This window comes from Chryseolinea sp. T2, from assembly GCF_037203685.1.
Lineage (GTDB): Bacteria > Bacteroidota > Bacteroidia > Cytophagales > Cyclobacteriaceae > Chryseolinea.
Window position 1 is genome coordinate 97,580 of sequence record NZ_JBBCAU010000006.1, and the last position, 26,779, is coordinate 124,358.

Annotated in this window: 20 protein-coding genes; 8 read left to right on the plus strand and 12 right to left on the minus strand. The window is 44.8% G+C overall.

The window, feature by feature from the left end; genetic code table 11:
• Positions 1–19 precede the first annotated feature (19 nt).
• The 3 genes from WBG78_RS19350 (at position 20) to WBG78_RS19360 (ending at position 6,101) form a co-directional block, all read left to right on the plus strand.
• The gene (locus WBG78_RS19350; protein WP_337328123.1) at positions 20–1,069 is read left to right on the plus strand and encodes a FecR family protein; all 1,050 of its coding nucleotides are present in this window, start codon (positions 20–22) and stop codon (positions 1,067–1,069) included.
• A 216-nt stretch (positions 1,070–1,285) separates the two neighbouring features.
• On the plus strand, positions 1,286–4,624 hold the full coding sequence (locus WBG78_RS19355; protein ID WP_337328124.1) for a SusC/RagA family TonB-linked outer membrane protein: 3,339 nt from the start codon (positions 1,286–1,288) through the stop codon (positions 4,622–4,624).
• 22 nt (positions 4,625–4,646) lie between these two features.
• On the plus strand, positions 4,647–6,101 hold the full coding sequence (locus WBG78_RS19360; RefSeq protein WP_337328125.1) for a RagB/SusD family nutrient uptake outer membrane protein: 1,455 nt from the start codon (positions 4,647–4,649) through the stop codon (positions 6,099–6,101).
• Positions 6,102–6,352: 251 nt separating this feature from the next.
• Here the strand turns inward: WBG78_RS19360 and WBG78_RS19365 are convergent, their stop codons facing one another.
• From WBG78_RS19365 to WBG78_RS19410, 10 genes are all read right to left on the minus strand, one after another.
• Positions 6,353–6,874 (minus strand): hypothetical protein, encoded by a 522-nt coding sequence (locus WBG78_RS19365; RefSeq protein ID WP_337328126.1) that lies wholly within the window; start codon positions 6,872–6,874, stop codon positions 6,353–6,355.
• A gap of 74 nt (positions 6,875–6,948) precedes the next feature.
• Complete coding sequence (locus WBG78_RS19370) at positions 6,949–7,341, minus strand: DUF6864 domain-containing function (protein WP_337328127.1); 393 nt, start codon at positions 7,339–7,341, stop codon at positions 6,949–6,951.
• 84 nt (positions 7,342–7,425) lie between these two features.
• The gene (locus WBG78_RS19375) at positions 7,426–8,391 is read right to left on the minus strand and encodes a hypothetical protein (RefSeq protein WP_337328128.1); all 966 of its coding nucleotides are present in this window, start codon (positions 8,389–8,391) and stop codon (positions 7,426–7,428) included.
• Between the two features lie 30 nt (positions 8,392–8,421).
• On the minus strand, positions 8,422–9,132 hold the full coding sequence (locus tag WBG78_RS19380; protein WP_337328129.1) for a YqjF family protein: 711 nt from the start codon (positions 9,130–9,132) through the stop codon (positions 8,422–8,424).
• A 176-nt stretch (positions 9,133–9,308) separates the two neighbouring features.
• Positions 9,309–9,806: a hypothetical protein gene (locus tag WBG78_RS19385; protein ID WP_337328130.1), complete on the minus strand. Its 498-nt coding sequence runs from the start codon at positions 9,804–9,806 to the stop codon at positions 9,309–9,311.
• A 6-nt stretch (positions 9,807–9,812) separates the two neighbouring features.
• Positions 9,813–11,579, minus strand: coding sequence for an FG-GAP-like repeat-containing protein (locus WBG78_RS19390; RefSeq protein ID WP_337328131.1), 1,767 nt, complete (start codon positions 11,577–11,579; stop codon positions 9,813–9,815).
• A gap of 951 nt (positions 11,580–12,530) precedes the next feature.
• A complete protein-coding gene (locus tag WBG78_RS19395; RefSeq protein ID WP_337328132.1) occupies positions 12,531–12,923 on the minus strand; it encodes a hypothetical protein in 393 nt (130 codons plus the stop codon).
• A 157-nt stretch (positions 12,924–13,080) separates the two neighbouring features.
• Positions 13,081–13,986 (minus strand): energy transducer TonB, encoded by a 906-nt coding sequence (locus tag WBG78_RS19400; RefSeq protein ID WP_337328133.1) that lies wholly within the window; start codon positions 13,984–13,986, stop codon positions 13,081–13,083.
• Between the two features lie 190 nt (positions 13,987–14,176).
• Entirely contained in the window at positions 14,177–14,530 is a 354-nt protein-coding gene (locus WBG78_RS19405; protein WP_337328134.1) for a DUF4844 domain-containing protein, read from the minus strand.
• A gap of 757 nt (positions 14,531–15,287) precedes the next feature.
• Positions 15,288–16,061: an HAD-IIA family hydrolase gene (locus WBG78_RS19410; protein WP_337328135.1), complete on the minus strand. Its 774-nt coding sequence runs from the start codon at positions 16,059–16,061 to the stop codon at positions 15,288–15,290.
• A gap of 338 nt (positions 16,062–16,399) precedes the next feature.
• On the opposite strand from WBG78_RS19410, the gene WBG78_RS19415 reads away from it, so the two are divergent.
• From WBG78_RS19415 to WBG78_RS19430, 4 genes are all read left to right on the plus strand, one after another.
• Complete coding sequence (locus tag WBG78_RS19415) at positions 16,400–17,653, plus strand: hypothetical protein (protein ID WP_337328136.1); 1,254 nt, start codon at positions 16,400–16,402, stop codon at positions 17,651–17,653.
• Positions 17,654–17,878: 225 nt separating this feature from the next.
• Entirely contained in the window at positions 17,879–20,296 is a 2,418-nt protein-coding gene (locus WBG78_RS19420) for an outer membrane beta-barrel protein (RefSeq protein ID WP_337328137.1), read from the plus strand.
• A 6-nt stretch (positions 20,297–20,302) separates the two neighbouring features.
• Entirely contained in the window at positions 20,303–21,373 is a 1,071-nt protein-coding gene (locus tag WBG78_RS19425) for a sensor histidine kinase (RefSeq protein ID WP_337328138.1), read from the plus strand.
• Positions 21,370–22,164: a LytR/AlgR family response regulator transcription factor gene (locus tag WBG78_RS19430; RefSeq protein WP_337328139.1), complete on the plus strand. Its 795-nt coding sequence runs from the start codon at positions 21,370–21,372 to the stop codon at positions 22,162–22,164. Before WBG78_RS19425 ends, WBG78_RS19430 begins: the two co-directional genes overlap by 4 nt.
• Positions 22,165–22,270: 106 nt before the next feature.
• Here WBG78_RS19430 and WBG78_RS19435 read toward each other — a convergent pair whose 3' ends face one another.
• Both WBG78_RS19435 and WBG78_RS19440 read right to left on the minus strand, forming a co-directional pair.
• Entirely contained in the window at positions 22,271–24,235 is a 1,965-nt protein-coding gene (locus WBG78_RS19435; protein ID WP_337328140.1) for a tetratricopeptide repeat-containing sensor histidine kinase, read from the minus strand.
• Positions 24,236–24,337: 102 nt separating this feature from the next.
• A complete protein-coding gene (locus WBG78_RS19440) occupies positions 24,338–25,786 on the minus strand; it encodes a PKD domain-containing protein (protein ID WP_337328141.1) in 1,449 nt (482 codons plus the stop codon).
• A gap of 205 nt (positions 25,787–25,991) precedes the next feature.
• Here WBG78_RS19440 and WBG78_RS19445 point away from each other — a divergent pair, with 205 nt between their 5' ends.
• Positions 25,992–26,630 (plus strand): response regulator transcription factor, encoded by a 639-nt coding sequence (locus WBG78_RS19445; RefSeq protein ID WP_337328142.1) that lies wholly within the window; start codon positions 25,992–25,994, stop codon positions 26,628–26,630.
• The last annotated feature ends 149 nt before the right edge of the window (positions 26,631–26,779 follow it).

A 26,779-nucleotide genomic window follows, 5' to 3' on the forward strand; every position in this document is an offset into this window, starting at 1 on the left:
GGAGAAAAGTTATCAAAGCATGGATCAACAGATGTTTCAACAGATGCTGCGGCGTTATCTAACAGGTGAGGCCTCCGGGGAAGAGATAAAGATTGTCGACGCGTGGTACGAAGCGATGGGCAAACGCGATCGGTCGTCACTTAATGATGTTGAGAAAACCGCGTTAGAGCAACGATACTGGTCTGTTATCTCCAAACACGTTGCGCAAACAAGAACTACCAATCCGTCAAAGGTGATGCCCTCGGGCACGCGCACGAGACGCATCGGATGGTATTCAGTTGGCATCGCTGCCTCATTGACAATAGCAATAACCTTCTTTTTCTTCTTAAATGATAGCAGGCGACCTGTACTTAACAAAGATACATCCGGCCAGCAGTATGCCTCTTCGGTATGGACACAACTTGATAACATAGGTAAAGCCGTTAAACTATTTGACCTCCCTGATGGCAGCCGCATTTCTCTGGAACCCAATAGCCGGCTGAAATATGGAACAGCATTCAATCAGGAAGTACGTGAGGTGTTCCTGGAGGGAGAAGCTCATTTCGAAGTGACCCGTAATGAACACCGTCCGTTCCTGGTTCACGCAAAAGAGGTGACAACCACCGTACTCGGAACGAGCTTCAGAGTTAAGGCATTTGATGAAGACAAAAACATCATGGTCGCAGTGCAGACAGGAAAAGTTGCTGTTCAGGCTCATCAGAATATTAAAGGAGAGGCTCCGCAGAAGACGGAGATGATCCTTACACCCAATCAGCAAATCGTCTACAACAGAGACGAAAAAACCATGCAGCGAAGCATCGTTGATGTACCACAGCCTATTCCTGCCGAGGAAAAAACCAGGCGCATGCGTTTCGAGGAAGCTCCGGTTTCCGAAATATTCAAGGCACTTGAGAAAGTTTATGGCGTTGACATCCTCTTCGACAAAAACAAGTTCTCTTCGTGCGTGCTCACAACATCGATTTCCGACGGTGGCATTTACAACAGACTTGACATTATATGCGAAGCAATTGGCGCAGACTATACAATCAATGACGATGAAATTGTAATTACCGGCCCAGGATGCGAGTAGTGAAATGTAAATCAATTGACTTGAACCCATAGCCCCTGACAGCAAATGGACTCTTACTTCAACCAAACCAACATCAATGCATGAAGAATTCTACTTAACACCCTGAAAAAAGAAGCCGATGATGTTGACGCATCACCGGCCCTTAAGCTGTTGTTCGGACGGGTCCGGACAACATTAGTTTCTGCTCTTTTCACAAAACAAAAACTTATTGAATGTATGGATTATTCCAGGACTATCCAACAGGTATTCTATGCCCTTATGAGGATAACACTACCACAGATCTTTATGATGATAGCGTTCACCACGCTGGTGGCCGCTGCTCCATCAAGGGGTCAGGAAATATTGAACAGAAAGGTTTCCCTAGATGTTCACGACAAAGACGTCAAGGCTGTTTTATCAGAAATTGAAAAACAGGCTTCTGTAGTATTTACCTATCGCTCGAAGCTCATCAAGCCCACGCGCAAGGTATCTATGAATGTAACCGATGCTCCCCTTGCTGACGTGCTTAAGGAACTCTTCGATTCCGACATTCGCGTGCTTGCGATGGATGACGAAGAGGAAATTGTATTGAGACCAAACCCCGACGACGAAAGCTTTCATATAGTAGCTCCTTATGAGCTCAGAATCTCCGGTAACATCGTCGACGAAAATGGCGAAGCATTACCGGGCGTCAGCATACTCGAGAAAGGAACTTCAAACGGAACAACCAGCGATGGCTCGGGAAACTTTGCATTAAACGTACGGGACGAGAACAGTATTCTTACTTTCTCTTTCATCGGTTACACTACGCAGGAGATTCCCGTAGCCAACAAGACTGAATTGGCTATTGCTCTTCAGCCCGACACAAAATCACTTGAAGAAGTCGTCGTCATCGGTTATGGTGTTCAGAAGAAAGCTGACATCACCGGCGCCCTCACTTCAATATCACCAAAGGAATTTGCCAATCAGCCGGTAACACGTTTGGATCAGATTCTCCAGGGACGGGCATCGGGCGTGCAGGTCACCAATGAAGGCGGAGCTCCGGGTGGTGCCGTAAGAATTCGCGTAAGAGGTGCCAACTCGATCTTAGGCGACAACAATCCGCTGTATGTAGTCGATGGTTACATCGGCGCAGACTTTACCACGATCAATCCAAATGATATTGAAACCATACAAGTATTGAAGGATGCGTCATCAACCGCTATCTACGGAAGCCGTGGCGCGAACGGTGTCATCATCATTACCACAAAGAAAGGCAGCAAGGGAGGTATTCATGTAAACTTTTCGTCGCAGCTTTCAACATCAAACCGCATCAAGAAACTGAACACACTTAGTGCCGGCGACTATGCGCAAACGATCAATGAACGTGCTGCTGCAACTGGCGGATCACCCTTCTTCACACAGCAGCAGGTAGAAGAATACAGAGCGAAAGGAGGAACCGACTGGCAGGACCAGGTCTTCAATCAGGCGTTTGGACAAGAGTATCAACTGGGTGTATCCGGCGGTGGTGAAAAGACAACCTTCCTGGTTTCCGGAAACTACCTCGACCAGGACGGCATCATCAAGAACTCAAACTTCAAACGTTTCACTCTAAGATCGAACATCAACTCGCAGATCACCGACAAGTTTTCATTGCGACTGAATGTATCCGGAACCAGGCAAAACAATTTGAATAATGGCATTAGTGGTGGCACAGCAAATCCCCTGGTTCAGGCGCTCGCCTGGGCACCTACCACTCCTCCTTACGATGCGAACGGGAACCTGACACTTCGCGATCCAACGGGCTCGATTTTTACCAATCCTCTGGCATTGATTTACGACCGCGAATACCGGAAAGATGTTATGATCGCCAACGTGGTAGGCGGACTTCGATATGAATTTATTCCGGGATTATCCGTCGACGTTCAATACGCGGTTAACTATCTGAACCAACAGGACAAATCCTACAATGGTCCGATCGTTACGAACAACAATCCGAACGCTGGGAGAATTTCAAGTGAACAGGTAACACTGCAAAGCACCAACTCCATCAATTACAGCAAGACGTTTGCTAACGTTCACAAGATTGACGCAGTCGGAGTATTTGAGACGCAGGAGTTCACGAAAAGCAACTTTAACGCCACCGGTAATACCCTTCTGATCCCTTCATTGGGTTACGACAACATTGGTCTTGCGGGCTCTTATCAAATCGGCTCTGAATTTTCCAAGTGGACCTTATTGTCGCTCATGGGCAGAGTGAACTATTCTTTCAAAGACAAGTATCTGTTGTCTGCAACGGTGAGACGCGACGGTTCTTCCAAGTTCCGTGGCGACAATCGATACAGTGTATTCCCTTCCGTTGCTGTAGGCTGGAGAATTTCTGAAGAAGCATTTATGCAGAATCAAAATGTTGTCAGCAATTTGAAGTTGCGCGGAAGCTGGGGGTTGACCGGTAGCCAGGCGATCGGACCGTACGCTACACAGTCAACTTACACGACGACTCAGGCGGCATTCACCAATAGCGTGGCACGAAGCGGTATCATGCTTGGCAATCCCGGCAATCCAAATCTGAAATGGGAAACTACTGAACAGACGAACGTCGGCATCGAAGCTGAGTTTCTTCAGGGCAAGTTCCTCGTGGAAGCAGATTACTTTGTGAAGAACACGGAAGACCTTCTTCTCAACCGGCCGCTACCTGGCTATGTCGGCGCAGGCAACATCGCTGAGAATGTTGGTGTGATTCAAAACAAAGGTTGGGAATTGTCACTGACCGTTCCCGTGATCAGTGGTGATTTCGGATGGACAAGCTCTTTCAACATTTCGAATGTAAAGAATATCGTAAAGAGCGTGGGTGGTATCGCCGACAAGTTTTTCACCAGCTCTAACGTTGGTGCGGGCATGTCGACGCAGGCTGAATTCATCTATGCTCCAGGCCAGGCGTTGGGTGCGTACTGGGGTCTGGTTTACGAGGGTACCTGGAAACCAGATGAAGCGGACCAGGCAGCCCTTAGAGGCGAAAAGCCCGGAGACTCAAGATATCAGGATCTCAATGGCGATAATGCCATCACCGCAGCCGACTACCAGATCATCGGCAGCGCAATCCCAACAACTACCGCCGGATGGAACAACACCTTTACCTACAACGGCTTCTCACTGAACGTCTTTTTCCTGGGAATGTTCGGCATGGATAAACTTAACTACACCCGGGCAGCGGCTCTGGTGGGTGGTGCCGATGCACGCCAGCCAATCCTTGAAGAGATTCTTGACAGGTATATTCCAGGTGTAAATGAAACCTCGAACATTCCTGCCTTCAGCACGACAAACCGTAACTACACGCAGTCGACAAGGTTCATGGAGAAAGGTGATTTCATACGTCTCAAGAACGTAAGCCTCTCCTACGACTTCCCGAAGCGGTTAGTTAAAGACTTCGGTGTACGCCTGTTCGTGAGCGGCACGAATCTCTTAACGTTCACCGATTATAAGGGGATCGATCCTGAGTCAGCATCAGTTAACGGTGCCGATACTGCACAGGGAATTGACTACGGATCATATCCCAATTCAAAGACATACACCTTCGGTGTGAACCTAACCTTCTAAGAAAGATCAAAAAGCTATCAACATGAAAAACATAAAAGTCATATACCTGATAACGCTGCTGCTCACAGGCTGCAGTGGCTTTCTTGATGAAGAATTCAGAGGCCAGATCGTAGGTAATTCCTCTCTGAGTACTGTGGAAGGTCTTGATGCTGCCCTGGTAGGTACGTATAAAGGTCTGGGCAACACCTGGGCTACCGGTTTCCTGCATCCCACCGCTATCGGTGCTACCATGGGTGGTGAAGACGTTACGACCCACAAAGCCAGTAATAAGCAGGAGTTCCGTGAATTCGATCAGTTTGCCGTATCTGCCGGCAATAGCCGGACAGGAAATTTGTACAACGGTTGCTATAAGGCAATTCAGGGTGCCAACAATATCATTACCAACTATGAGGCTACTGTTGGTGATCCAACACTGATCAACAACATAGCGGGCGAAGCATATTTCATTCGCGCTTTGTCGTATTACTGGCTGGTCCGGTTGTACGGAAGCATACCGTTTCTTACTACCGCCGAATACAGCAATGATCTGCTCACCATTGGAAAAACCGCTCCTGCGGAAGTTTATGCGTTGATTGAGTCCGACCTGCTTGCAGCCGAACAAATGCTGCCCATCAAAAAGCGCGATCCGGGAAGACCAAACATCGGTTCCGCAAAGGCATTGCTTGCAGATGTGTACCTGACCAAAGGTGGATGGCCTATAAAGGATCCCACTGCCTATGCAAAGGCCGCAGCTAAGGCAAAAGAAGTGATCGACAACAGGGTTGCTTATGGTTTCGGACTCATGCCAACATTCGATGCCGTCTTCGACAACAACCCTGAAGTGGCAACGCTCGAGGAATACGTCTTTCAGATCTCATCGTTCCAGAGCATCGGTGGCAACACGAACTATGGATTTTCCGCCATGCCTGGAGACATCGCCGGATGGGACGACTACTTTCCTGAAATAAACTTTTACCTCAACTTTCCTGAAGGTCCACGGAAGACAAAAACATTCCGTACCCAGTTTGTCTTGGATGACGGCAGCACACTTCAATGGCAACAAACACAAACCAAGCATCCCTACTATGGCAAGTTCTGGATCAAAGGTGATGTAAAGAACTATGTGTCGAGCTTACCATTTGTGATGATGCGTTATGCGCACGTGCTTACGATCTATGCGGAAGCAAAGGCAAGATCGGGCGGACCTGATCAGCAGGCGTATGATGCCATCAACGCTATTCGTACCCGCGCCGGACTTAGTCCCCTTACCGGATTAGGCGCAGATGCTTTTGCAGCAGCAGTCGTACAGGAACGTGCCTGGGAATTTGCCGGTGAGAGAACGCGCTGGTTTGACCTTGTGCGTTTGGAGATGGTTGAGGCGGCAAATGCGAACAAACATCCTGACGATCTTAATCCGATAAATGCAATTACCCGGGAAGACTATACGTTTCCCCTACCGATATCTGAGACGCTGGCAAATCCAAATCTCGGAGACTAGGTAAAAATGTGAAAGGACTTCAGGCATCGTGTGCGGTTGTGCGGGCTCTGATAATAATGCGCACGGTGCCTGATTATTTACCAAACTGTCAAAATTCCCGGCCACATTCATTCATCCATTAATAATGAGGCCACACTTAGTGCTGGAAGTTCGCGGCAGTGACTCAGCTTCTGGTCTGCATCGCGGATACTGACAGTGTTTCAAATAATTCGTGACAACCGCCATTCACTAACAACTTCGTGTCATAGCGGTTATTCTACTTTTATTAATCCCAATACGTTAATAAACTCAACGAGTTTTTCATCCAAACTCTCTGAAGAATGATGCCAGTGAAAACTTTGCGATATTAGCTTTTCCTTTTGTTTAAATTCTGCGCCCAGATTCCCCAAATTATCCGAATAATCTCTATTCGTATTCATATAAATCAGGCCGTGTTGATCAAATATTATACATTCTCCTGCATCAGGATCCTGAATTATTAAGTCGTGATATCCATTATGAAATATTACTTCTTCGAATTCAGTCATGAGGGCCTGAATTCTGCTTCTTTCTTGATTTCCACTGTAGACAATTGGATTAAAGGGATCTTCGTAGCTTTTAATCCTTATCTCAACAATTGCAGTTAGTGATTCTATAAATCCGGACAACAATATTCTAATCCTGAACTGGTCGTTTAGCTGAACAGTGTACCTTCTGCAATTATCGTCCGCCTGAAGCAAATAGAATGGTTCCCTGGAATAGCTATTAGAAGTACATTTCGGCAGGTTGTTCATAGGATTTCTAATTGGCTATTACGCTGGTATATATCGCGCTCTACCACGGCCCATTCTGTGCGACCGTCGTCCCTTTAATTCAACGAGATAGTTCCAGACACTGCGGAGGATTGCTTCTTCTCGCCCAAATAATAAGTGTAACTAAATAAAGCCTGAACTCCAGACCCGAAATTATTGACTAAAATGGATAGGTATAATTTCCGGTTTTGAAAAGTACCTACTTGCATTGGATACTTTGATCCTCCGCTTCCAGTATCCTTAATAAAGTTATAGAGATTAAATACTATTGTTTTTTCATTCGTCAAAGAGGAGTCATTTGAGTACTCCGGTTTAGAGGCGTCAGTGACAAAATGAAAGATACTTACAAAATCATCAGCATCTCCCAGGCAGATCTCAACTGATCTATCGGCCTCTATGAGTATCGACTCTGTTACTAAAACTTCAAGGTTTCCCATCTTTCTCTTCATAAGTACTACAGTTTTTAATGCGAGTCATGTATGAGCGGCGCAAAATTCATAAATGAGTAGTGGCTGGTATCCCCCAGGTGTACTTCAGAAAGGCATTTGTGCGCGCTCACTTCTTTCTTTTATTACTTTCAGAATGTTCTCCTGAATGTCCGCCATGATGAGTTTGCTCCACAATCCACTATAGAAGTTAAAGCCTGTCGAGAGCCTGAAGGTCGAAGTCAGGTGCAGTTCAACTTCCGAGTCTGATATCTTTTCAATTTCGTACCTTCCTTCAAGAACATCAAAAAATTGCCCACCAACCAGAACGTGCTCATCCAATGCGGCCGGGGGAATTGAGTTAGCATCCGCTTTGATGTCAAATGCAAGTACCTTTCCATTTACCACTTCGGTGACTGTCTCTGTGAAAAACAGTCCACGACCGAAGATTGCTTTTCTTATTCCTCCAACAGCAATGGTGTCGAGTTCAGCTTTAATCGGTCGTGGGAAGCCCATAAACTGAAATAATGTAACGTTATTTTCCTCTTCAGAAATCTCCTTCACTCTGGTTATGTTCTCCCAAACCTGCCTGTCGGGTGAAGTAATTTCAACAGTTGTTTTCTCCGTGAAGATTTTATCAGTTAGCCCGAGGTAGTTCTCCATGGGAGCGATCAGAAACGGAATGAATAGAATTAAAGAGATTGTGAATTTGTTCTTGTTGCGCTCAAAAACGCGTACGCCAATGAGTCCGCCGAGTAGCGCCATGAATGCAAAAATTGGCAGTGCCATGAATGCACAAATTATTCCCTCGAGCCGAAAGAAAACTGACAGAAGGATTAGTCCGATAACTGAAAATACCGGCATCGAAATTTTCATTACAGCTCTTGAGCTCGTCAGGCTGTCATAATGATAGGCTACAAGGAGTCCAATAACGAAGGGCACCAGGAACAGAAACGAAATGGTCATTAAACCCTGGGTATGAAAGATCGAATAGTCGCCAAATTCAAGTGCGAAAATTCCTCTGGCAACGAGTCCGTAGGCTATTCCGTAAGCAAGACCTTTAAGCATGTCCATGATGGGTGGGTCGAATTGTTCAGTATAGTATTAAATCCGTCTTCCGTCTTTAACTTTTATTTGTGAGCCCTCAGCTAAGAATACCGAAATTGGTTTTTCTGATTTTAAGAAATCAAATTCTCTCCCGTAAATGTCTTCGAAATCCACATCAATCAAATAGTCAGTAGTCCTGTAGATGTCCCATTTTGGATGCTCCACTTCATACTCGGAGGTCTTTTCATCTGAAATCTTAGTGTAACCCCAATAATGCTCTGTAATAAATTCTTCTTCGCTGTCGTTCGAAATCGGAGTTGCTGTCTTTTCGGTTACTACCTTTAGTGAATTCCATCGCCTTTTCTTCCACATGTACTCAACAGTTAACTTATCGGCTGCTGACTCCCATGAATGGCTCATCGGCATAGTTTCATAGTTCTCCTTATAAACTGTATTTGCTACAAAAGTCAGTGCTGGCCTTGGCACAATTTCCTTCACAAACACTACTCCACGCTTCCATTCTCCATTGCATTTGTGCCTGACGTAGAATCTAAGATTTACTTCTTCAAAATTTGTATGAAACGGGATCTTGACTCCTTTGATTTTCGTGTTCTTAAACATGAATCCAACCAGACTCACATAACAGGTGCCATTCCATAGATCAATCTCCGTTTTTCGTGGCAAATATTTGTCCAGTATTTTACTGTCGATAGAGTAGTTTGCCATAGCTAGTTTTTTCCACTCGGCTTGTAAAAATGTCCTCGTCATCGCTATTCTGTATGTCGTAAAAATTTACCCAACACTAATATATGCTCGTTGGCGTTTTCTTTTCAATGGGTTGTCATAAGGCTTGGTGGCACCCGGGATAATTAAACTCAATATCAAAATGTACCGCACGACTCTTAGCCTGTGTTACCACCAGCTATCCAATTTAAAACTCGCTGTCAATCCTCGCTCCTAAAGCATGTAATTAATATCTTATTACGAGTCACAAACACGGTGGATAAATCAAACGTATTTTCGGTTAGTGAATTCCAGCTTGAACCGAACTCTTTCGACCGCCAATGATTATTAAACCAATTTGAATAACAATGACAATCACTTTCTTTAAAATCCTGAAGTAAAGTAGTATGAAATTTCCTGGCTATTTCTTCTGGCGTTATCCTGGCTGAAGAATACGCGATGTCAAATTCAATCGAGTCCATAAGCATCTCGGAACACGCCGAAAAGTCTAAACTGTTCCAGGAGTCTCCAAGCAGCTTCCAGTTTTCAGTCTTGCAAATTTCATCAAGCTTTAAAAAACGATTCGTTTCAATTGATAAATCAAGGTCGAATACGGAATAAACGTAAGCATTTCCCCAGATGTACTCGCCCATGTCTAACTCTTTGAATATGTCTCTCCTCTCCATGCTCATAATGGATTTCTCAGAAACTCTAATCATAATGCACTATTTGACCTGAACCCTTTTACGACACGTCGTACCATTGTCAAACTGCACCTGCAGGATGTACATTCCTGCGTCAAGCTGCTCAACCGATATTTCGTCCGATGTATAACCCCGCGTGATCAGGCTTCTTCCTGTTAAATCAAGTAATTGCAGAACTGACCATCCCGGCGCGTTTACATAAATCCTGCCTACCGCCGGATTTGGAAAAACACTGATGGTCTCATTTTCATCTCCAATGCCATTGACGATGTTCACCGAGACAATGCCACTCTCGTAGACGAATGAATAGTTTTCATCAGAACCGCCGGCGATGGTAATGATATACTCGCCTTCCTCGCTCTCCGGTGTTACTTCTGACGTTGCTGTTGGAGGTTGACTTAATACAGCAGCAGTTTCATTACCGGCAAACCCGGAATACGACAATACATAGGGTGGCAGATCCTGACCGGGGCCGATCGCGATATCAGCAACGTCGACGGTGAGAACTTTCCTGGTAATGGTAGCAGTTCCCACATCCTCGCCTTCGTAGTTCGGATCGCTCACCACAGCCTTCACTGCATAAGCACCAGCATCCTTGGGCACGGAACCGTTGGTGAACGTCACGGTCGCGTTCACCTGAACGGGAGTGGTCTTGTAACAGGCATTGAACGGCAGACCGTCATATACTTTACTGAGGAATTCTACTGACGCATTCAGCTTATCACTGAATATCTTCATCTTACCAAAACCGTTCATGACAATGAGGTCGGCAAAGGCATCGCCAATGGCATCTTTAAACATCATGCCGCGCAGCGAACCCATTCCGATTGGAATTGTAAGCGGCTGCCCGAAACTACCATCGGATTGAATCGGCCGGTACTGGATGTCATTATCGTTCGAAGTAACAAGATCGGCTTTGCCGTCCAGGTCGATATCAAAGATTTGCAACACGGAGTAATAGCTGTGCCCCAGTTGGAGGGTAGATGTTTTTGAAAACGCAAACGTGGCATCATTGAAAATAGTAATGACCTCCCCATGCGTTGTACCTTTAGCGACGATGTCTGTATAGCCATCCGCATTTACATCAAAGGCTATAACTTCCTGCGCGGATACAGGCTTTACCATCGTTTCGTCGAAGGTGCCATCACCATGCCCGGCGAAGAATATGATCGTCCCGTTTGCAGACTGCGCCATGACGATATCGGAATGACCATCGTTATTGAAGTCTGTAACGACAGCGCCTGCTATTCCCTGCAGCCAGTCCGTTGATGCGAACTTTCCTGTACCGTCATTAATAAAACATTCGTTTTTTATAAACATATCATCGTGGCCATCCTCGTTGAAGTCGGCGACGAGCGTGTTGAAATGATTGAAAAGTCCATTGCCTGGAATGACAGCTTCCACGTATCCCGACGGCGAGCTCAGGTACAATTTTCCGGAAATGCTGCTGACGGCCAGAATATCGGGCACACCGTCGCCGTTGAACTCCGGTAAAAATATCCGGTAATATTCTCCGGACGCTCCGCCGTCCAGAATCTTCGCTAATGTAAACGTACCGTCAGCGCTTCCATGGTGTATTTCGATGTTTGTGTTGCTGTTCCCATTAACACCAACCATGTCCAAAATCTTGTCGCCATTAACATCCGCGAATTCGACGAACCATGGTGATGTATAAGTCAGTTTCCGGTCAAAAGAATTGACATCCTGAGCAACTGAGATTCCTGAAAACAACAGGCACATCAGTGTGCTCAGCAATTTTGCACGGTTGGGGTTGGGGTACGCTTTCATAGGATGAAATGGTGGGGAAATTTAACAATGACTGATAACGGGTCTGTTTTTTGAGGCATCAAGGTTACACTACATCGCGACTAGCGGCCAACGCGTGGTCTACGGCAAACTTGGACTGATGCCCATGAAAGATAGATAATTCAGCATTTATTTGCCGATCGGTGTAAGACCGAAGTAAGATTCAGCGACACATTGAAGCTTATGATAGCTCTTTTAAAGGCGGCCTTGATGATATGCGAAATGATGGCAAAAGGGGAATGAACGCCGCAATTCGTCCGGCAATGCCGAACACCCAACATCCGATCGTTGTTCAATAGGCGAATTCCTGAAGTGGTGCACCGCGTAGCATGACACGGCGCTGCTATGATGCTGCAATTCTAAAACCGATTGCATTCGTCGCGTCCTTAGTACGCGCCGATACATTGTTGACAGCTGTGTCTTACGGCATTTCTCTTTTATTTGTCAGATAGCTCTGTAAGCTAAATACATTGGAAACAATAGTCCGGTTACCCAAAACAAAAAATTGAATATTCCGTCTTTCATTAATCTCAGGTCCATGGTATGAAATGAATCTTCGGCGTCTTTATTGAATACTTTCCTGTATGCACTAGACATTAACAGAAATGTCAGTAGGGCAAAACATGGTACGGTCAACATTTCAACATTCCGAATACTTGTTCCTGATCTTCTAATACCATAGAAAAGCCCAACCAGGACTAAACTTATTATCAACAAGACTTTAAATGCCTTCTTGTTAAATAGTATTTCACGCTTAAACAGGAATATCAAATGAACACTTAGCGCAATTATTGTCAGGACTATAGTCATTGATGGAGTTCTTTCTGAAGCATGGCTGCCAACGTACGCATATAAAGCGTGCCGGCACGCCAGAGTATTAAATTAAAATCTAACTGTACCGGCATGATTTATATGCTTTGTTGCCAGCCGTTACTATTCTGCAATATTTATTAGTTCAATGACTTCACATTCACCTGTCGACCTGCTTCCCTCTTTGAAAAATCCTTTAGTTCCAAGTTCTATTTTTCCTTTATGATATGGAATAAATTCGTCGTTGATAATCCACATTCGCGCTGTCCCGGTTTTCGGAACAGGCATCGATCTGTCGATAATAACCTCTTCCTTTTCATTTTCAAATTCCGGCCAGATAATAAACAGGGATTGTCCATTAGTCTTGTGCTCTGAATGTTCGTACCAAAAATCAGATCTTATCCCTTGATACGGAAAAGAATATCGCCCACCCTCGTCTATAGAGTAGAATCTATATTTGACTCTAAAATCTGGCTTTCTCTTTATTCTTTCTTCATATGGTGTATGACTGTCCATAGTAATGCCTTACAACGTTTATGCTTATGACGGGTTGGGTTTCCGAAGCGCGTCAGTGTCCCACGTTACTGAACTAAATTAAGAAAACAAAAATTTCAAATCTAACATCACCACAAGCTGGCATAAACATCTTGTTGGCGCCAGTGCTTTGCCCCTCTCAAAACTTTATGGGAAACTTGAATGAACTTCTAATTTGTTGTCCATCGTCAACTTGAGCAGGAATCATTTTCGGCAACCTCTTCAATACTCTAATGGCTTCTTCCTCTTGATTCTTTGCTCCCGCGATTGTCTCAATTACTTTTATGTCGTCCACGACACCATCTTTTCCGATAACTACATTGAGCACAATTGTCCCCGTCTTAAAGTCCTTCTTTTTAGGAGCTTGAAATTCTTTACTAAAAAATTCCGAAATTTTAGAATATGTACATTTCCGTTGCTCGTCAATTGAAGCAAGCTTCTCGCAACCATATGCTATAAAATTCTTTTCATTTATTTCTTTATTAGGTTTAGCGTATATAAATGCCTCTCCATTTACATTCATCCCAATCATTCCAACTCCTCGCTTATAAAACAGGTTATAGTATGAATACATTTTGTCTTTAATTTCATTTTGAGGTTCGGCTTTGACTTGCAATAAATTTTTGAACTCACAAAAGGGTGTCGCGAAGGAGCTTGCAGTATCAATTATTGTGTATTTCCATGTCCTGTCGTATTTCTCCCAAGTTGTTCCAGGAGTCAGATTATTTATTAGCTCAATTGATTCTGCTTTTTTTTCTGAGTCATAGAAATAAACAACTCCGTTTTCCTCTCTCCAGTAACTCGTTTTAGTTTTTCCGTTTGCATACTCCTCAATTTCCTTTAAATAGTATTTGTCTCCCGCTCTTAAACTGTCTCCATTGAAATAAGAAGTGTATGATTCTCCACGAGAAGAGTATTTTATCTTTGTCCCTACTTTTATTGGCCAATATGTCCCAGCAGCGTTGTCGAAACATAAGTCCGACTGTCCGAATATTGTCCCGGTTGCTAAAATTAGAATTAGTGTCGCAAGTTTTATTCTTTTCATTGTTTCTCTTTTTCTCGACAGCATTGGCGCCAACGCCAATGTACAAGGCGTGCCGGGGTTTAGGAGGGTTTATAAATGTAGCGTAGCGGAATGCTAAACCCGACCGCCCTCGGATGTTCAGCACGCAGCACGCAAATTGAAAAGCAAAATAATCAATCAGCACGTACCCCCGTGTTATGGGGCGTTTTTATCAGTCCTTCTTTGTGGGATCGAATCCGTACATAAAGTTGTTCAAGTGCCCGCCTGAACTTTCAAGTCCCACAATATCCATGAGTTCTTCATAATAGCCACAAACTCTTTCTCTGTCTTCCGTATCGAGTTCAAGGTAAAGCACGCGAAAGCGGTCAAGCCCTTTCTTTATTGCATCCTGATATTCTTTATAAGTTGGTGCTCCTTTATTTGCAATCAATTCAAACTCGTCTGCAGATAAATTAATCTTCTCGGTAAGTATTGGTATTAGCTTTGGGTCAGCGATGCCAGGATAGAATATATTTTCCTCTTTCAGAAATTTCTCCTTTCGTCTGAATTCGTCAAATTTTCCCATTGCGTTCTCTGGTGTTTTTAATCGTCCTTGACCACATTCAATTTGAACCGTGATCGCGGCTTACCTACAACATTTCAAATATACGCATTGCGTATATAATCCTTTTATGAGTACCTCTGCTTCGCAGCATGCGCTCATTAAACTCGTTAATCTTCGACGATGCGTTTCCATGGTTCTGCGTCTCCACCAGGAAACCGCAGCCAAACATTGTACCTAACCGCGCAATATATTCCCCTGATGATCAGTATTGAAGCAGCGTCGCCTCAGGTCTGTTGCGAAATAGCCACCCGGAGCACCATTATTCTCCAGTAGAAATTGAGGAAACGTCCCCTCTCCAAAATTGATTAATTCCATCTCTCCGCAATCTTAAGATCCCGTAAACAACCGGATATATCCGGATAGTATCCGGATAGTTTCAGATGCATCCGGGTAATACGATCACCGGGAACTAAAAAAATAAGGGGCTGGTAAAGATTACCAGCCCCAGTAGTTTCAACTTATGTAGCTAAGACATAATGCAGTCCGATCGCCTGCTACGGTAAATCCAGGGTACCTTGTAACGCTAATTCTTGCAGGCTCGCATGATGCAGGCAAGACGATGAAGTAGTCCTGGACTCCCACAATAAAAGAATCACTTTCATGAGTTGGACAAGTTCAGATCAATAGTATTCGAATAGAGATCGGATTTATTTATGTAAGCTTTCCGGCCGTCTCACTGCATATATAAGACCATTGAAAAATACGCCTTGGTGATTTGTTACCACCACTTGAGCGGAAGTTCGAGTTGGTCTACCGAACTAATCACCATGTCCGGTCTGAATGCATAGTGACCAAGATTTTCTTTTCTTGCAATACCAGACAATACAAGAATGGTTTTGTAGCCTAACTGTATTCCGCCCTGGATGTCTGTTTCCATTGTATCACCAATGATGGTCGTCTCCGCCGCCTGGAGTCCAAGATATTTTCGAGCGCCTCGCATCATAACTGGATTTGGCTTGCCTATTACAAACGCTTTGCGTCCGGTGGCTTCCTCAATCATCGCAGTGGTGGCAGCTATGCTCAAATTATTCCATCCTGGCTTTTTGGGTGAAGGGTCTCTGTTGGTTGTGATAAACTTAGCGCCAGCCAGGATCATATCTACCGCTCTCTGGACCATTTCCAAAGTGAAATTTCTTCCCTCACCTAATACAACAAACTCAGGGTCAGAATTAACGAGCGTGATTCCGTTCTCAGTCAAACTTGTAATCAAACCTCCTTCCCCCAGTACGTAGGCTGTTAAATTGTCGCCCTGATCTGCCAAAAACCTGCCCAGTGCCATAGCGCTGGTATAGATATGGCTTTCCGTTACATTGATACCCAAACTTCGGAGCTTTCTTACTGCTTCGAGTTGGGTGCGCTGGCTATTGTTCGTCATGAAGGCAAACGGAATTCCATCCTTCAAAAGTCGGTCTATGAACTTATCTGCGCCTTCAATCAATTTTTCGCCGCTATAAATCACTCCGTCCATGTCGATAAGCAATCCATGATTCATATGTCCTTTGTTTGCGTTGAAGCAAGTAACGACATCTGGAGTTTACGACAGTCCTTTTTGAGATATTTTTGATTGAAAACAGAGGGGGCTTGTTTCCTGAAAGATGTTGACTATTGCAACGGCGATACAAAGACTCAGTGAACACTCACCGGTCGGTGGCGGTCAACGTGGTTGGTTGGTCGGTCATGATCGAGCGAACCAGGTGTTTTAACTGCCAATCCATCGGTTATCTTCGCAGGTGCGTCGGACGTCTTCGGGCTGAATTTGAAATGTTCCTCTTCTTATTTTAAAGCAGTTCCGATGATCACATTTGTCTTCTAATTCAAAGCCGTATCTCAATGATCATTAAAAAACTTGCTGTCCCATTCATCAATGAGAAGCTTCTTCAACAAGTCGAACACTGCTACATCGCCACCGCGGCAATTTCTGAAGCAGGGTTTGATTTCGTTCGTACCCGCATTCCAACCAAAACCAAAATAGAGATTATCACCGGACTGGAGCTGCCCACATCACCGGCTGTACTCCAACGGATCTGGCGCAATTACCAGGGACGCATCACGCTTCATATCCACACGCGCAACCGATTCAACGCCAATCTATATATTTTTGACCTCCCGTATAGGAAGTCTGTTGCATTCGTGGGTTCCGGTGCGTTTACACTGGAGGGAATAAAAGACAACGAAGAGCTCTTCTATAAGGTGAATGATCCAAAGGAGATCGAAAATCTTAAATCATGGTTCGTTGGATACTATGAGTTCGGACAGCCCCTCACTGAAGAACTTATTGCCGAATATGAGTGGCGTTATCCGATAATGAAGCAAAGAAGCTATGCGGCACGACTTGAGCGGGAACAGTTCCTCGATCTGACAACACCAGGGTTCCATTGGGATCACATTAAATTCAAACAACAATTCTTTAAAAAAGAAGACTATCTCACCCTGAGTAGCCACAATGCTCCGTTCACCACGCCAGAACTTCAGGACGCGCGTTTAACTATACAAAACAAATTGATTGCGCTTCATGAACTGATCACTGTTCATCTTCAAAAGCTGGGCTTTCAATCTACGTCCGACCCGAATGCTGACGTTAGTAGTACTGATCCATCGCATCATCCCGATCACAAGCTACGCAGCATGTGGTTGACTTACCGGAGTACCTTATCCAATCCCACCAGAGACCAATCCACCGTTTTAGACAATAGTGCCAATATAAAAATTGTACTGGGTCAAAAAGACGTCGGGGTACAACTGGTTATCGGTACCCCGTTAAAAAATAAAGACGGACGAGAATATTTTAGGACAAGGATGAATGATGTTGAATATCGGAAGGAACTATTAAAGCTACTGCATGGACAAGGTCCCGGCTCTTGGATAGAGATCGCGTGCGAAAGGAAAAATATTGATAGTTTGCAAACCGAAGATGCACTTTGGGAATTCACAAAATCAGATCAATGGATGTATTTCGATTTTATAGTCGGAAAAAATTATTCGCCCGATGCCGTTGAGATCAGCAACGAATTCATTGCGCGTACCGTCCTGAAAGAACTTGCAAATATTTCGCTTATCGTGCGTGCAGCCTCTAACTACCTGTAATCGCCAAATTCAAAATCAATCGCCAATACCACTCCTGTTAACTCACGAATTCGAACTGAGAGCACGGATCACTGGTCAAAAAATTGACCAAAATCCGCTCAAATCAATTGGCACTTTGATTTCAATGATGGCAGTTATCCTGCATAGTTCCAGACGTTCACTGCATTTTTCGGTTTCGCCTTTAGATAAATTATAGGATTGCGATGTTTTCAATAATAACACAACATGCGCAAACTATTGTCTTGTCTTGGTCTAATGTTAGCTCTCCTCAGTACGTGTCTTTGTGCACAATCCAGGTTGACGATCGAGGGGCACGTCATAGATGCGAAAAATGATGTGGTATCTTTTGCAACAGTACTGCTGAAACATGTGTCCGATTCAACATTACTCCAGGGTACTACGTCCGGCGAAAAGGGTGAATTTCAGTTTACTGAAGTATTACCCGGCCGGTACTACGTGCAGGTTCAATTTGTGGGCTATGAGACATTCAAGGGCTGCGCGATTGCACTCGGTACGAAATCCATTACTATCGAACCGATCGTTCTTTCCGAAAAAACAAAGTTGCTAAAGGAAGTGACAATACAGGGGCAGCGACCAACCGTTGTGCAGGAGGATGGAAAACTTATTTTGAATGTATCGAATACAGTGATCGGCTCTTCAGGTAGTGCCATTGAGTTGCTGGTCCAGGCGCCAGGGGTTTCCGTTGATCAAAATGACCAAATCAGTTTGAATGGGAAATCTGGGATTACCATCCTTCTGGACGATAAAGTAACTTACCTTCAGCCTTCAGAGCTCGCTGCCCTACTAAGGTCCATGAATGCCAGCAACATTGCGTCGATAGAGATCATTACCAATCCAGGTGCGCGATTTGATGCTGCGGGAAGTTCCGGTGTGATCAATATCAAGAGCAAAAAAAAAATGCTGACGGGATTCAATGGCTCCGCACAAATGGGAATAGGAATTGGCCGATACCCAAAAATTCCCGCGGATGTAAACTTGAACTATCGCACCAAAAAATGGGTATACTTTTTATCCGCTAACTACAATTTCAACAAAAGATTCTCCGACGTGACTATGGATAGAAGTTCCTATCCGAACGGGGCGCCAACATACTTCGATCTATACACGAAAAGGGTCCAACGCCTTACTACGCGCTCCTGGCACTTCGGCACTGAATGGCAGTGGAACGAAAAAAATTCCATCACGATCTCCACTACAGGCAGTGTCAACAACCGGGATAGCGATGCACTGACAGTTACGAACATTGGCAGCTCGGAAAGTGGCGAGCCTGACTCGACGTTCACTGTTTCCGATCTGCAATATTACAACTGGCGATACCAAACCGCCGCGCTTGGCTTCAAGCACCTTTTCAAGAAACAAGGACAGGAACTTACGTTCGACGCAGACTACTCCATCTATTCATTTGATCTTGGAGATGATATTTCCGTAGAAAAACAAGACGTACTTGCTGCCGATCAATATAATATCACCAGCACACAACCCACCGCGTTTAACGTTATTGCTGCACGACTTGATTATACGTTTCCGGTCAATACTAAAACAACATTCGAGATTGGCATGAAAGTCAGTGAGGTAAAAACACGCAGCGACGTCACATATCGAAACAACCAGTCGGGTAAATTTACGCTGGACACGGCAAGAAGTAATGACTTCGACTATACAGAAATAATCACGGCGGCCTACGCAAATCTAAAAAGTAGTGTCGCTGGTTTTCAAACGCAATTGGGTCTGCGCGCCGAGAGCACTTCATACGACGGAGTTTCAGTCTTGAAGGGTCAATCCATTTCGAGAAACTACTTCAAGATTTTCCCAACCTTTAATACTTTCAAAAATGTTACTGAGAGCTACCGGATTGGCCTGTCTTACAGTTATCGGATAGATCGGCCGGCATACAACGACTTGTATCCATTCGTATTCTATATCGATCCCTTTAGCGGACAGCGCGGCAATCCGAACTTACTTCCGCAGTTCACCCATGCGGTTCAATTCTCACAAACATTTGCAAAAACTTATACGGTGAATCTAGGCTATAGCAATACAAGTCAATACATGGCTTTTCTGATCTTGCTTGACTCCGACAACACCTCCGGATATGCCACACGCTTAAATTTCGATCACTGTTACAATTATAACCTTTCTGTTGTAGCGCCGATAACGCTGTCTCCGAAATGGACCGCGAACGTTAGTATCAACGCGTTTTTTAATCAATACTCCACACAATTCCGCGACAACACTGCGACCATTGCGGCATTCAGCGGTCTGGTGAATATCATTCAGACAATACTGCTCCCCTGGGGCCTTACCGGGGAGATCGTAGCCATATACAATGCACCGAATGTTTCAGGCTTGTTTCAGACCCGGGCATACGGAACCTTAAATTTGGGTTTACAAAAGACGTTCATGAAAAAAAAGGCAACGCTAAGACTGAGCGCGAACGACATGTTTAGCACCACGCAAATGATCAATAACCTCGAATACCCGGGACTTGATCTGGTTATGGACAATCGTTTTGAAACGCGTATCGTTAGACTTAACTTTGCCTATAATTTTGGAATGTCAGGCAAGTCTACGCACAGACGGATTGCTCAAGACGAAGAACAACGACGTGTAAACACCAATTAAGAGCAATTGAATCTGTCTTTTGATACATTCCGCAAGAATAGCTGGACAGCCAGTTTTCTGTTTTGGCAGGTAAGTGCCCTTGTCTTTATCCTTCATCGCTATTTCACGAACCTCTTTGATCAGGCAACGCTGAACTGGCCAGCCTATACAGCATCACTCGAAGCCTTACACGTAAGCCTGACATTGATTACCGTTCCTGTCTTCCGGCGTTTAAGTAGCAGGCCGCCCGGCTCTTTTGGCACATGGTTTCTCTACTCGATCGTCATTGCGATTGCCATCAGCTTGTTATCGACCATACTATTCTCTTTGCTGATCCTCTTCACGCCATCACATTTGAATTTTAGTCCCGACGAATGGTCAACCCGTATCCAGCGATCACTGCTGTTATCACCTCTGATTACTTGGGTCGTTAGCGTGGTTATGCTTGTTGGATTCAGTGCCTGGAGGTTCTTTCAGCAGCATCAGTCGCAGTTGCAGCGTGAATCGAAACTCAGAGAGGAGCTCACACAGGCACAAATGCAAATGCTCCGCATGCAGGTGAATCCACATTTTCTTTTCAACACATTCAATACGATCGCGATGATGATCCGCACAGGCCGCTCTACCGAGGCAAACAACATGCTCGCGATGGTAGCTGATCTCTTTCGTTCATCATTGCAAAACCGGAACCATGATCTGGTACCACTCCGTGAGGAAATAAAACTGTGCGAACAATTGTTGAACATTGAACGGATGCGTTTTGCTGATCGCCTGGAAGTGAAACTAACTGTTGATGCCACCGCCGGCGAGAGCAAAGTACCTGCCTTGATCCTTCAACCATTGATTGAAAATGCATTCAAACATGGGCTAATGGACAGCCTTTCGGAAAGGCAATCATTTCATGTTCATGCGGCTATCGCAGACACGACCCTTTGTATCCAGATTAAAAATACAGGTAGACTGAAATCCAATATCAGGGAAGGAATCGGGTTGAAGAATGTTAAGGAGCGCTTGCGTATTTCTTTCGGAAAAAATGCTGAGCATAGTCTCAGCGAAGAAAACGGATGGGTTATTTCAAAGATTGAAATAAAATCATGAATAAGTTTAAGGTTATCATAACGGACGATGAACCTGCGGCACGTGAGGGATTAACAACCTTACTTGCACCGGATCACTCCATTGAGATTCTTCAAGCCTGTTCAAATGGTTTGGAAGCGATCCAGGCGATAAACGAACATAAACCCGACATCCTTCTACTTGACATTCAAATGCCCGGTGTAAATGGGTTTGACGTAATAAACAACATTAAAGAACATATCCCACAGATTATCTTCATCACAGCTTACGATCAATACGCAATTCAGGCGTTTGAAAATTTTGCACTCGACTATTTACTAAAGCCATTTAGCGATGAGCGGTTCTTTAGAAGCCTGGAACGTGCAAAGGAAATCGTTCGGAATAAAGAAAGCGCCAAAAGGATGGAGGCGTTGCGCAACCTAATCGCATCGACTGCATTGGATAACAATGACAAACTTTTCGATAGCAGCTACTCCAGAACTGAATCCGACAAGCTTATCGTAAAAACGGGAGGCAAAGTTCTTTTCATTCCATGGAAGGAAATCAGCCATGTCGAAGCCGACGATTACGTCATTCGCGTTTACTATGGCGACAAGCTCGCCGTCATACGCGAGAGCATGAAAGCCATGGAACAACTTTTACCTGTGAGGAGTTTTATCAGAACGCATAAATCGTTCATCGTTAACATTGATCAGGTTAGCACCGTAGAAACTGGTTCTCGCGGTATGACTATCAGGTTGATAAACAAAAAAGAAATTCCGGTTAGTAAATCATATCGTGATGATGTTCAAAAACATTTAGGCATTCGCTGAACAAGCGATCCGTTAATGTGATCTGATAGCGTGAAAAGACGATTCTTGCGCATCTGGTGCCTTTGCGTTTTAGTGGACCACCCCTGTTCTCCGTTCCTTACCGCGGCTACGGCTCTTTGTGAGATTGAGTTTTCATGCCCTGCTCCCTAAACTGAAAAGTATAAAACTCGAGGTGTATGCTCGTACCTGCCCCGGGTTCAGTGGAGATGTCCATCTTTCCGTAAAGGTATTTAACGCGTGTATAAAGACTTGTCAAAGCATTCCCCTGCGTTTGCAACGTAGTGTTTCCCAATAACTCCATTCCCACACCGTTGTCTTCCACGGTTATGGAAAGCGTTTCATTGTCGTAGCTAACTTGTACCAGTGCTTCCGTGGCGTGTGCATGCCTGATGATATTATTGAGTAGCTCTTGCACGATCCGATAAATCGCAAGTTCGAATTGCGGGTCATAGCGTGTGGCATTACCCCATGAATCGTATTGAATTGTAACCAGGTTCTTCCCTCCCATTACCTGACAATAGCGTTGCAAGGCGCGATCAAGGCCATGGTGGATCAGAATGTCAGGTAGCAGGTTGTGGGCCATTCCTCTTACGGTTACCGAAGCTTCATCAAGCAACGACATGGCTTTTGCATATTCGGGATGGTGATTGATTACGTGCGCGTGTATGGCTGGAGCATCCAGATTCATCTTAACGGCCGCCAGGATTCCGGCCACTTCATCATGAAGACTGCGTGCCACGCGCATGCGTTCCTTTTCTTCACCCTGCATCATGGCTTCTACAACGTGCTTTTCCTTTTCCCGTTCCGCAAGCTGGAGACGTTGCATATGAAGTTTTTTCTTGTTACGATAATTCACAAATAACAATCCAGCAAAAAGCAAGGCAATCGTGGCGACGGCTGCGATGTAGATGGTTTGTTGTCTGCTCTCTTGCAATTGAAGTTCACTGTGGGCAAGTTCCTTATCCTTTTTTTCCGATTGGTACCTGATGTCGAGTTCGTGGATAGTTTTCATTTGCTTTTCGCCCAGAATACTATCGCCATATAACCCAGACAACGACTGAAAATGATATGCGTTCTTGTAATCGCCTTGTGCGGCATAGAGTTGGTGCAATGCCCGCGCGGCGCTCTCGACGATTTCTTTTGCCCCTATCTGCCGTGCGTCGTCGAATGCTTCGCTATAATAAGCTTTGGCCAAATCATACTTCTTTTCGCCCTGGTATAAATCACCAACACGCTTTTTAATATCTGCCACATCAAATGGTGCGTTGATCTGTTGTGCGTATCGAACGCTTTTCAATCCATAAGAAATCGCGCTGCTAAAATCACCTTGTGTTTTATATAAGTCCGCCAGATTAATCGAAGCCAGTTGGAGGCAATACACATCATCAATTTTACTGGCCAATTGAAAGGCACGCATATGAAAATCCATTGCTTTCTCATACTGCTTCATCTCGTTCCACACCGTGCCCTGGTTGACAAGGGCGGCACACCAACTGGACGAATCACGTATTTGCCGAGCGAGTGTCTCAGATTTTCTATTGTAGTCCAATGCTTTTTCGTATTGCTTCAACCCCTGAAATACATTGCCCGTGTTCGCATAGAGTTTTGCAAGTGCTTGTTTATGCGAGGTAGACTCCAACGTACTCAGCGCATGTTGGTAATAGACCAGCGCGCTGTCCAGTCTGCCCTGATATTTGTGAAGGTTCCCGATATTTACATAGCAAGCGCCTACACCTTTTGTGTTTCTTATTTTTCGGTAAAGATCAAGTGCATCGTAATAGGCTTTCGAGGCTTGATCATACCGCCCGTGTTCAGAATGAACGATGCCGCTGTAGTGTATGGCTTTGGCCTGCCCAAGTACATAACCGCTGGCCTGACCCAGCCGGCTGGCCTCGCGATACAGCTGCAACGCTACATCGCTATCAACCAACTCAAGTGCATAAGCCGAGTCGAGCAGAGCAATTACCTGCACACTGTCAGATAATAAGACATTTTGTTGCGCCAAAATCCTGCCAGGAGGAAATGCACTTACGAGGGCCAAAAAGAAAGCAAACTGAACATTCTGCGACATACCTGGACTGACTTAAGAGAACATGAACCAGCAATGTAACTCATTTGAGAATGAAAAAAGGTGCCCGAAAAGAGCACCCTTACCCATTAATCAACCCGCAAATCAATAATTATAGAAAACAGGTTCCAGCACATTGTTGGCAAACGTATTGACTGTCTTGAAATTGCTGTTTATGGTGGCGCCCTCATCAACCAATGTCAGTGCATACCCCCCACTATTGCTGATCTCAGATTCCTCCATCAACAAACTGGCCGTACCGGTGAGCGCGATACTGGTTTGAATATCTGACAGAAGGACCTTGTTTCCAGCATACTGTATTTTTACATGCTTCATCACATTCATATTGCTGCGTGAATAGAGTATAATACCTGTCCATGAGCTGGCTGTTTTGTCTACGCCTGTAAACACAATCTTCTTGTCAGTTGTGCCGATCGCATTGATGTACCCTCCATCGATATCAACGTAATTGTCGGGAGCAACTTCGATAATCACACCTGGGTTAAGCTTCAGGCCTGCATTGATGGAAACAGTACTCAGGAAGCGATATGGGGTTTTATCGCTAAAGTCTGTCCACGTCACTTCGCCATTTCCGGTTAAAGCCGAATAGGTGATTTCAATTGCGTTACGACCGTTGCCATTTGAAAAAGAAGATTCGCGATCCATTCTCGCTGCGTGATTGGCTGTCATCAAAACAGGCGCTTCGTCGTTATTGTCAAACTTGTTCATCGAAAATCCGGTGATAATTGACCCTGCCATGAAATTGATTCCATATCCCTTGCTGTCAGAGATTTTTGTCTGCTGAATGTCAAGGCGAGCATCTTGCGTCAACGTAAGAGCAGCGGAAACGTTACTGAGCATAATTTTGCTTCCCGCGTTTAGGATATCAACATTAAGCATTTTGTTACTGCTGTTGTTGGAGTAGATGATGATACCCCGCCAGTAGCCTTTCTGGTTTATCTTGCCAGTGAAGGTTACTTTATTGGAGCTTTGGCCCAAAGCAACTATCGATCCGTCCGTGTTCACCGCCAGCATGGCATCTTCAGCAAACCCGATGACGACGCCCGGTTTGATCGTAAGAGATGCATCTACGGCCAGATCTTCATTCACCCAATAGTCAGCCAGGGCGGAATTAACGATAACATCCTCCAGTACGGTAGCCGTGGTAATGTGCGTTAACACAGTTGGATTATGTTCTACGGTAACCAGAACCCGATCCTTGTCGACACCGGTTTCATCGGTAATGGTTAACTCAATCTCATATTCTCCAGGCATATCGGGCGATAATACCGGACGCGCCTGATCACTTGACACTAATATTGCTTCACTTTGAAGCGGCTTTCTAACCACCGTCCACAAATACGTGAAAGTGCTATTTTGATTACCTTTGGAGGCGGTGCCATCCAGGGTAACAGTTTTGCCAATATTCACCCTTTGGTCTGGCCCAGCGTTGGCATCGAGCGTGATTGGGGAGGGTTCTGGGTCATCTGAGCATGAGCTCATCACAAAACCAATAAAAAGAACTAGTACGATTGATTTTTTCAGGATTTGCATAAACAATTTTTAAAACTTAGATGTTTCATTCCGAGCCCAGACCGAGAGGTGACGCGCCACTTCTCAATGGCTCGATAGGTTTGGTGATCAATTAGGTGATGCAAAAGTATGGTTAGGTCATTGGCTGGAAATCCGCACTTCTACCCGTTTATGAAACTCCGTAGTTGTACGGAGATCCGTACTGAAGGCATAAAAAACTCCATTAATGAATTCGATTAGATTAGCGATCATTGATGACCACCAGGTAGTATTAGATGGTCTGCAAGCCATGTTCAATGGCTACCCGGGCATTTCGATCGTACTCGCAACAACTCAACAAGACGAGCTTCTGTCGCATTTGCAAAATCATGAAGTGGACGTTGCCCTCGTTGACATTCAGATGCCGGAGATCAACGGCATAGAGCTATGTACCAGAATATTGAAAACAGACAATTCAGTTCGAATACTGGCTTTCAGTAGCTTTGATGACACTCACTTTGTGAAACAAATGCTGCGGAAAGGTGCGCTGGGTTACCTGTTAAAAAACGCTGCAAGAGACGTTCTCATTGACGCAGTCACTTCAGTAAGCCGCGGAGAACGTTATGTTGACGAGTTCCTGCAGAAACAAATCCTTGATGAATCACTCACGGGTGAACGCAGGTCGATGTACGAAATACCACTGACCAAACGTGAACGCGAAGTACTGAAGCTCATTGGAGAAGAGAATACCAACCAGGAAATTGCTGATAAATTATTCCTTAGCCTGCGCACCGTTGAAACGCACCGATCGAACCTGTCGCAGAAATTGGGCGCCAAAAATGCTGTTAGTCTTGTTAAAGAGGCGATCAAGCGTGGCCTGGTGTGATTCTAAGGCATACGCCAATCTTCTCTCTTTTGCTTGTCGTTCTTATTGATCGTATCCACCTGTTCATCTGGAATATTTGGCCTATTGACAAACCTTGGGATTGCAGTTTGAGAACCAATAGTTCGTTCGGTTCGAAGACAGAACAGCAG

Bases quoted from the DNA above. Each gene is read 5' to 3' on its own strand.
- WBG78_RS19405 (WP_337328134.1), bottom strand. From the start codon at position 14,530: ATGGGAAAATTTGACGAATTCAGACGAAAGGAGAAATTTCTGAAAGAG.
- WBG78_RS19420 (WP_337328137.1), top strand. From the start codon at position 17,879: ATGCGCAAACTATTGTCTTGTCTTGGTCTAATGTTAGCTCTCCTCAGT.
- WBG78_RS19445 (WP_337328142.1), top strand. From the start codon at position 25,992: ATGAATTCGATTAGATTAGCGATCATTGATGACCACCAGGTAGTATTA.
- WBG78_RS19435 (WP_337328140.1), bottom strand. From the start codon at position 24,235: ATGTCGCAGAATGTTCAGTTTGCTTTCTTTTTGGCCCTCGTAAGTGCA.
- WBG78_RS19370 (WP_337328127.1), bottom strand. From the start codon at position 7,341: ATGAAGAGAAAGATGGGAAACCTTGAAGTTTTAGTAACAGAGTCGATA.
- WBG78_RS19380 (WP_337328129.1), bottom strand. From the start codon at position 9,132: ATGACGAGGACATTTTTACAAGCCGAGTGGAAAAAACTAGCTATGGCA.
- WBG78_RS19360 (WP_337328125.1), top strand. From the start codon at position 4,647: ATGAAAAACATAAAAGTCATATACCTGATAACGCTGCTGCTCACAGGC.
- WBG78_RS19440 (WP_337328141.1), bottom strand. From the start codon at position 25,786: ATGCAAATCCTGAAAAAATCAATCGTACTAGTTCTTTTTATTGGTTTT.
- WBG78_RS19410 (WP_337328135.1), bottom strand. From the start codon at position 16,061: ATGAATCATGGATTGCTTATCGACATGGACGGAGTGATTTATAGCGGC.
- WBG78_RS19400 (WP_337328133.1), bottom strand. From the start codon at position 13,986: ATGAAAAGAATAAAACTTGCGACACTAATTCTAATTTTAGCAACCGGG.
- WBG78_RS19365 (WP_337328126.1), bottom strand. From the start codon at position 6,874: ATGAACAACCTGCCGAAATGTACTTCTAATAGCTATTCCAGGGAACCA.
- WBG78_RS19390 (WP_337328131.1), bottom strand. From the start codon at position 11,579: ATGAAAGCGTACCCCAACCCCAACCGTGCAAAATTGCTGAGCACACTG.
- WBG78_RS19395 (WP_337328132.1), bottom strand. From the start codon at position 12,923: ATGGACAGTCATACACCATATGAAGAAAGAATAAAGAGAAAGCCAGAT.
- WBG78_RS19415 (WP_337328136.1), top strand. From the start codon at position 16,400: ATGATCATTAAAAAACTTGCTGTCCCATTCATCAATGAGAAGCTTCTT.
- WBG78_RS19375 (WP_337328128.1), bottom strand. From the start codon at position 8,391: ATGGACATGCTTAAAGGTCTTGCTTACGGAATAGCCTACGGACTCGTT.
- WBG78_RS19385 (WP_337328130.1), bottom strand. From the start codon at position 9,806: ATGATTAGAGTTTCTGAGAAATCCATTATGAGCATGGAGAGGAGAGAC.
- WBG78_RS19430 (WP_337328139.1), top strand. From the start codon at position 21,370: ATGAATAAGTTTAAGGTTATCATAACGGACGATGAACCTGCGGCACGT.
- WBG78_RS19350 (WP_337328123.1), top strand. From the start codon at position 20: ATGGATCAACAGATGTTTCAACAGATGCTGCGGCGTTATCTAACAGGT.
- WBG78_RS19355 (WP_337328124.1), top strand. From the start codon at position 1,286: ATGGATTATTCCAGGACTATCCAACAGGTATTCTATGCCCTTATGAGG.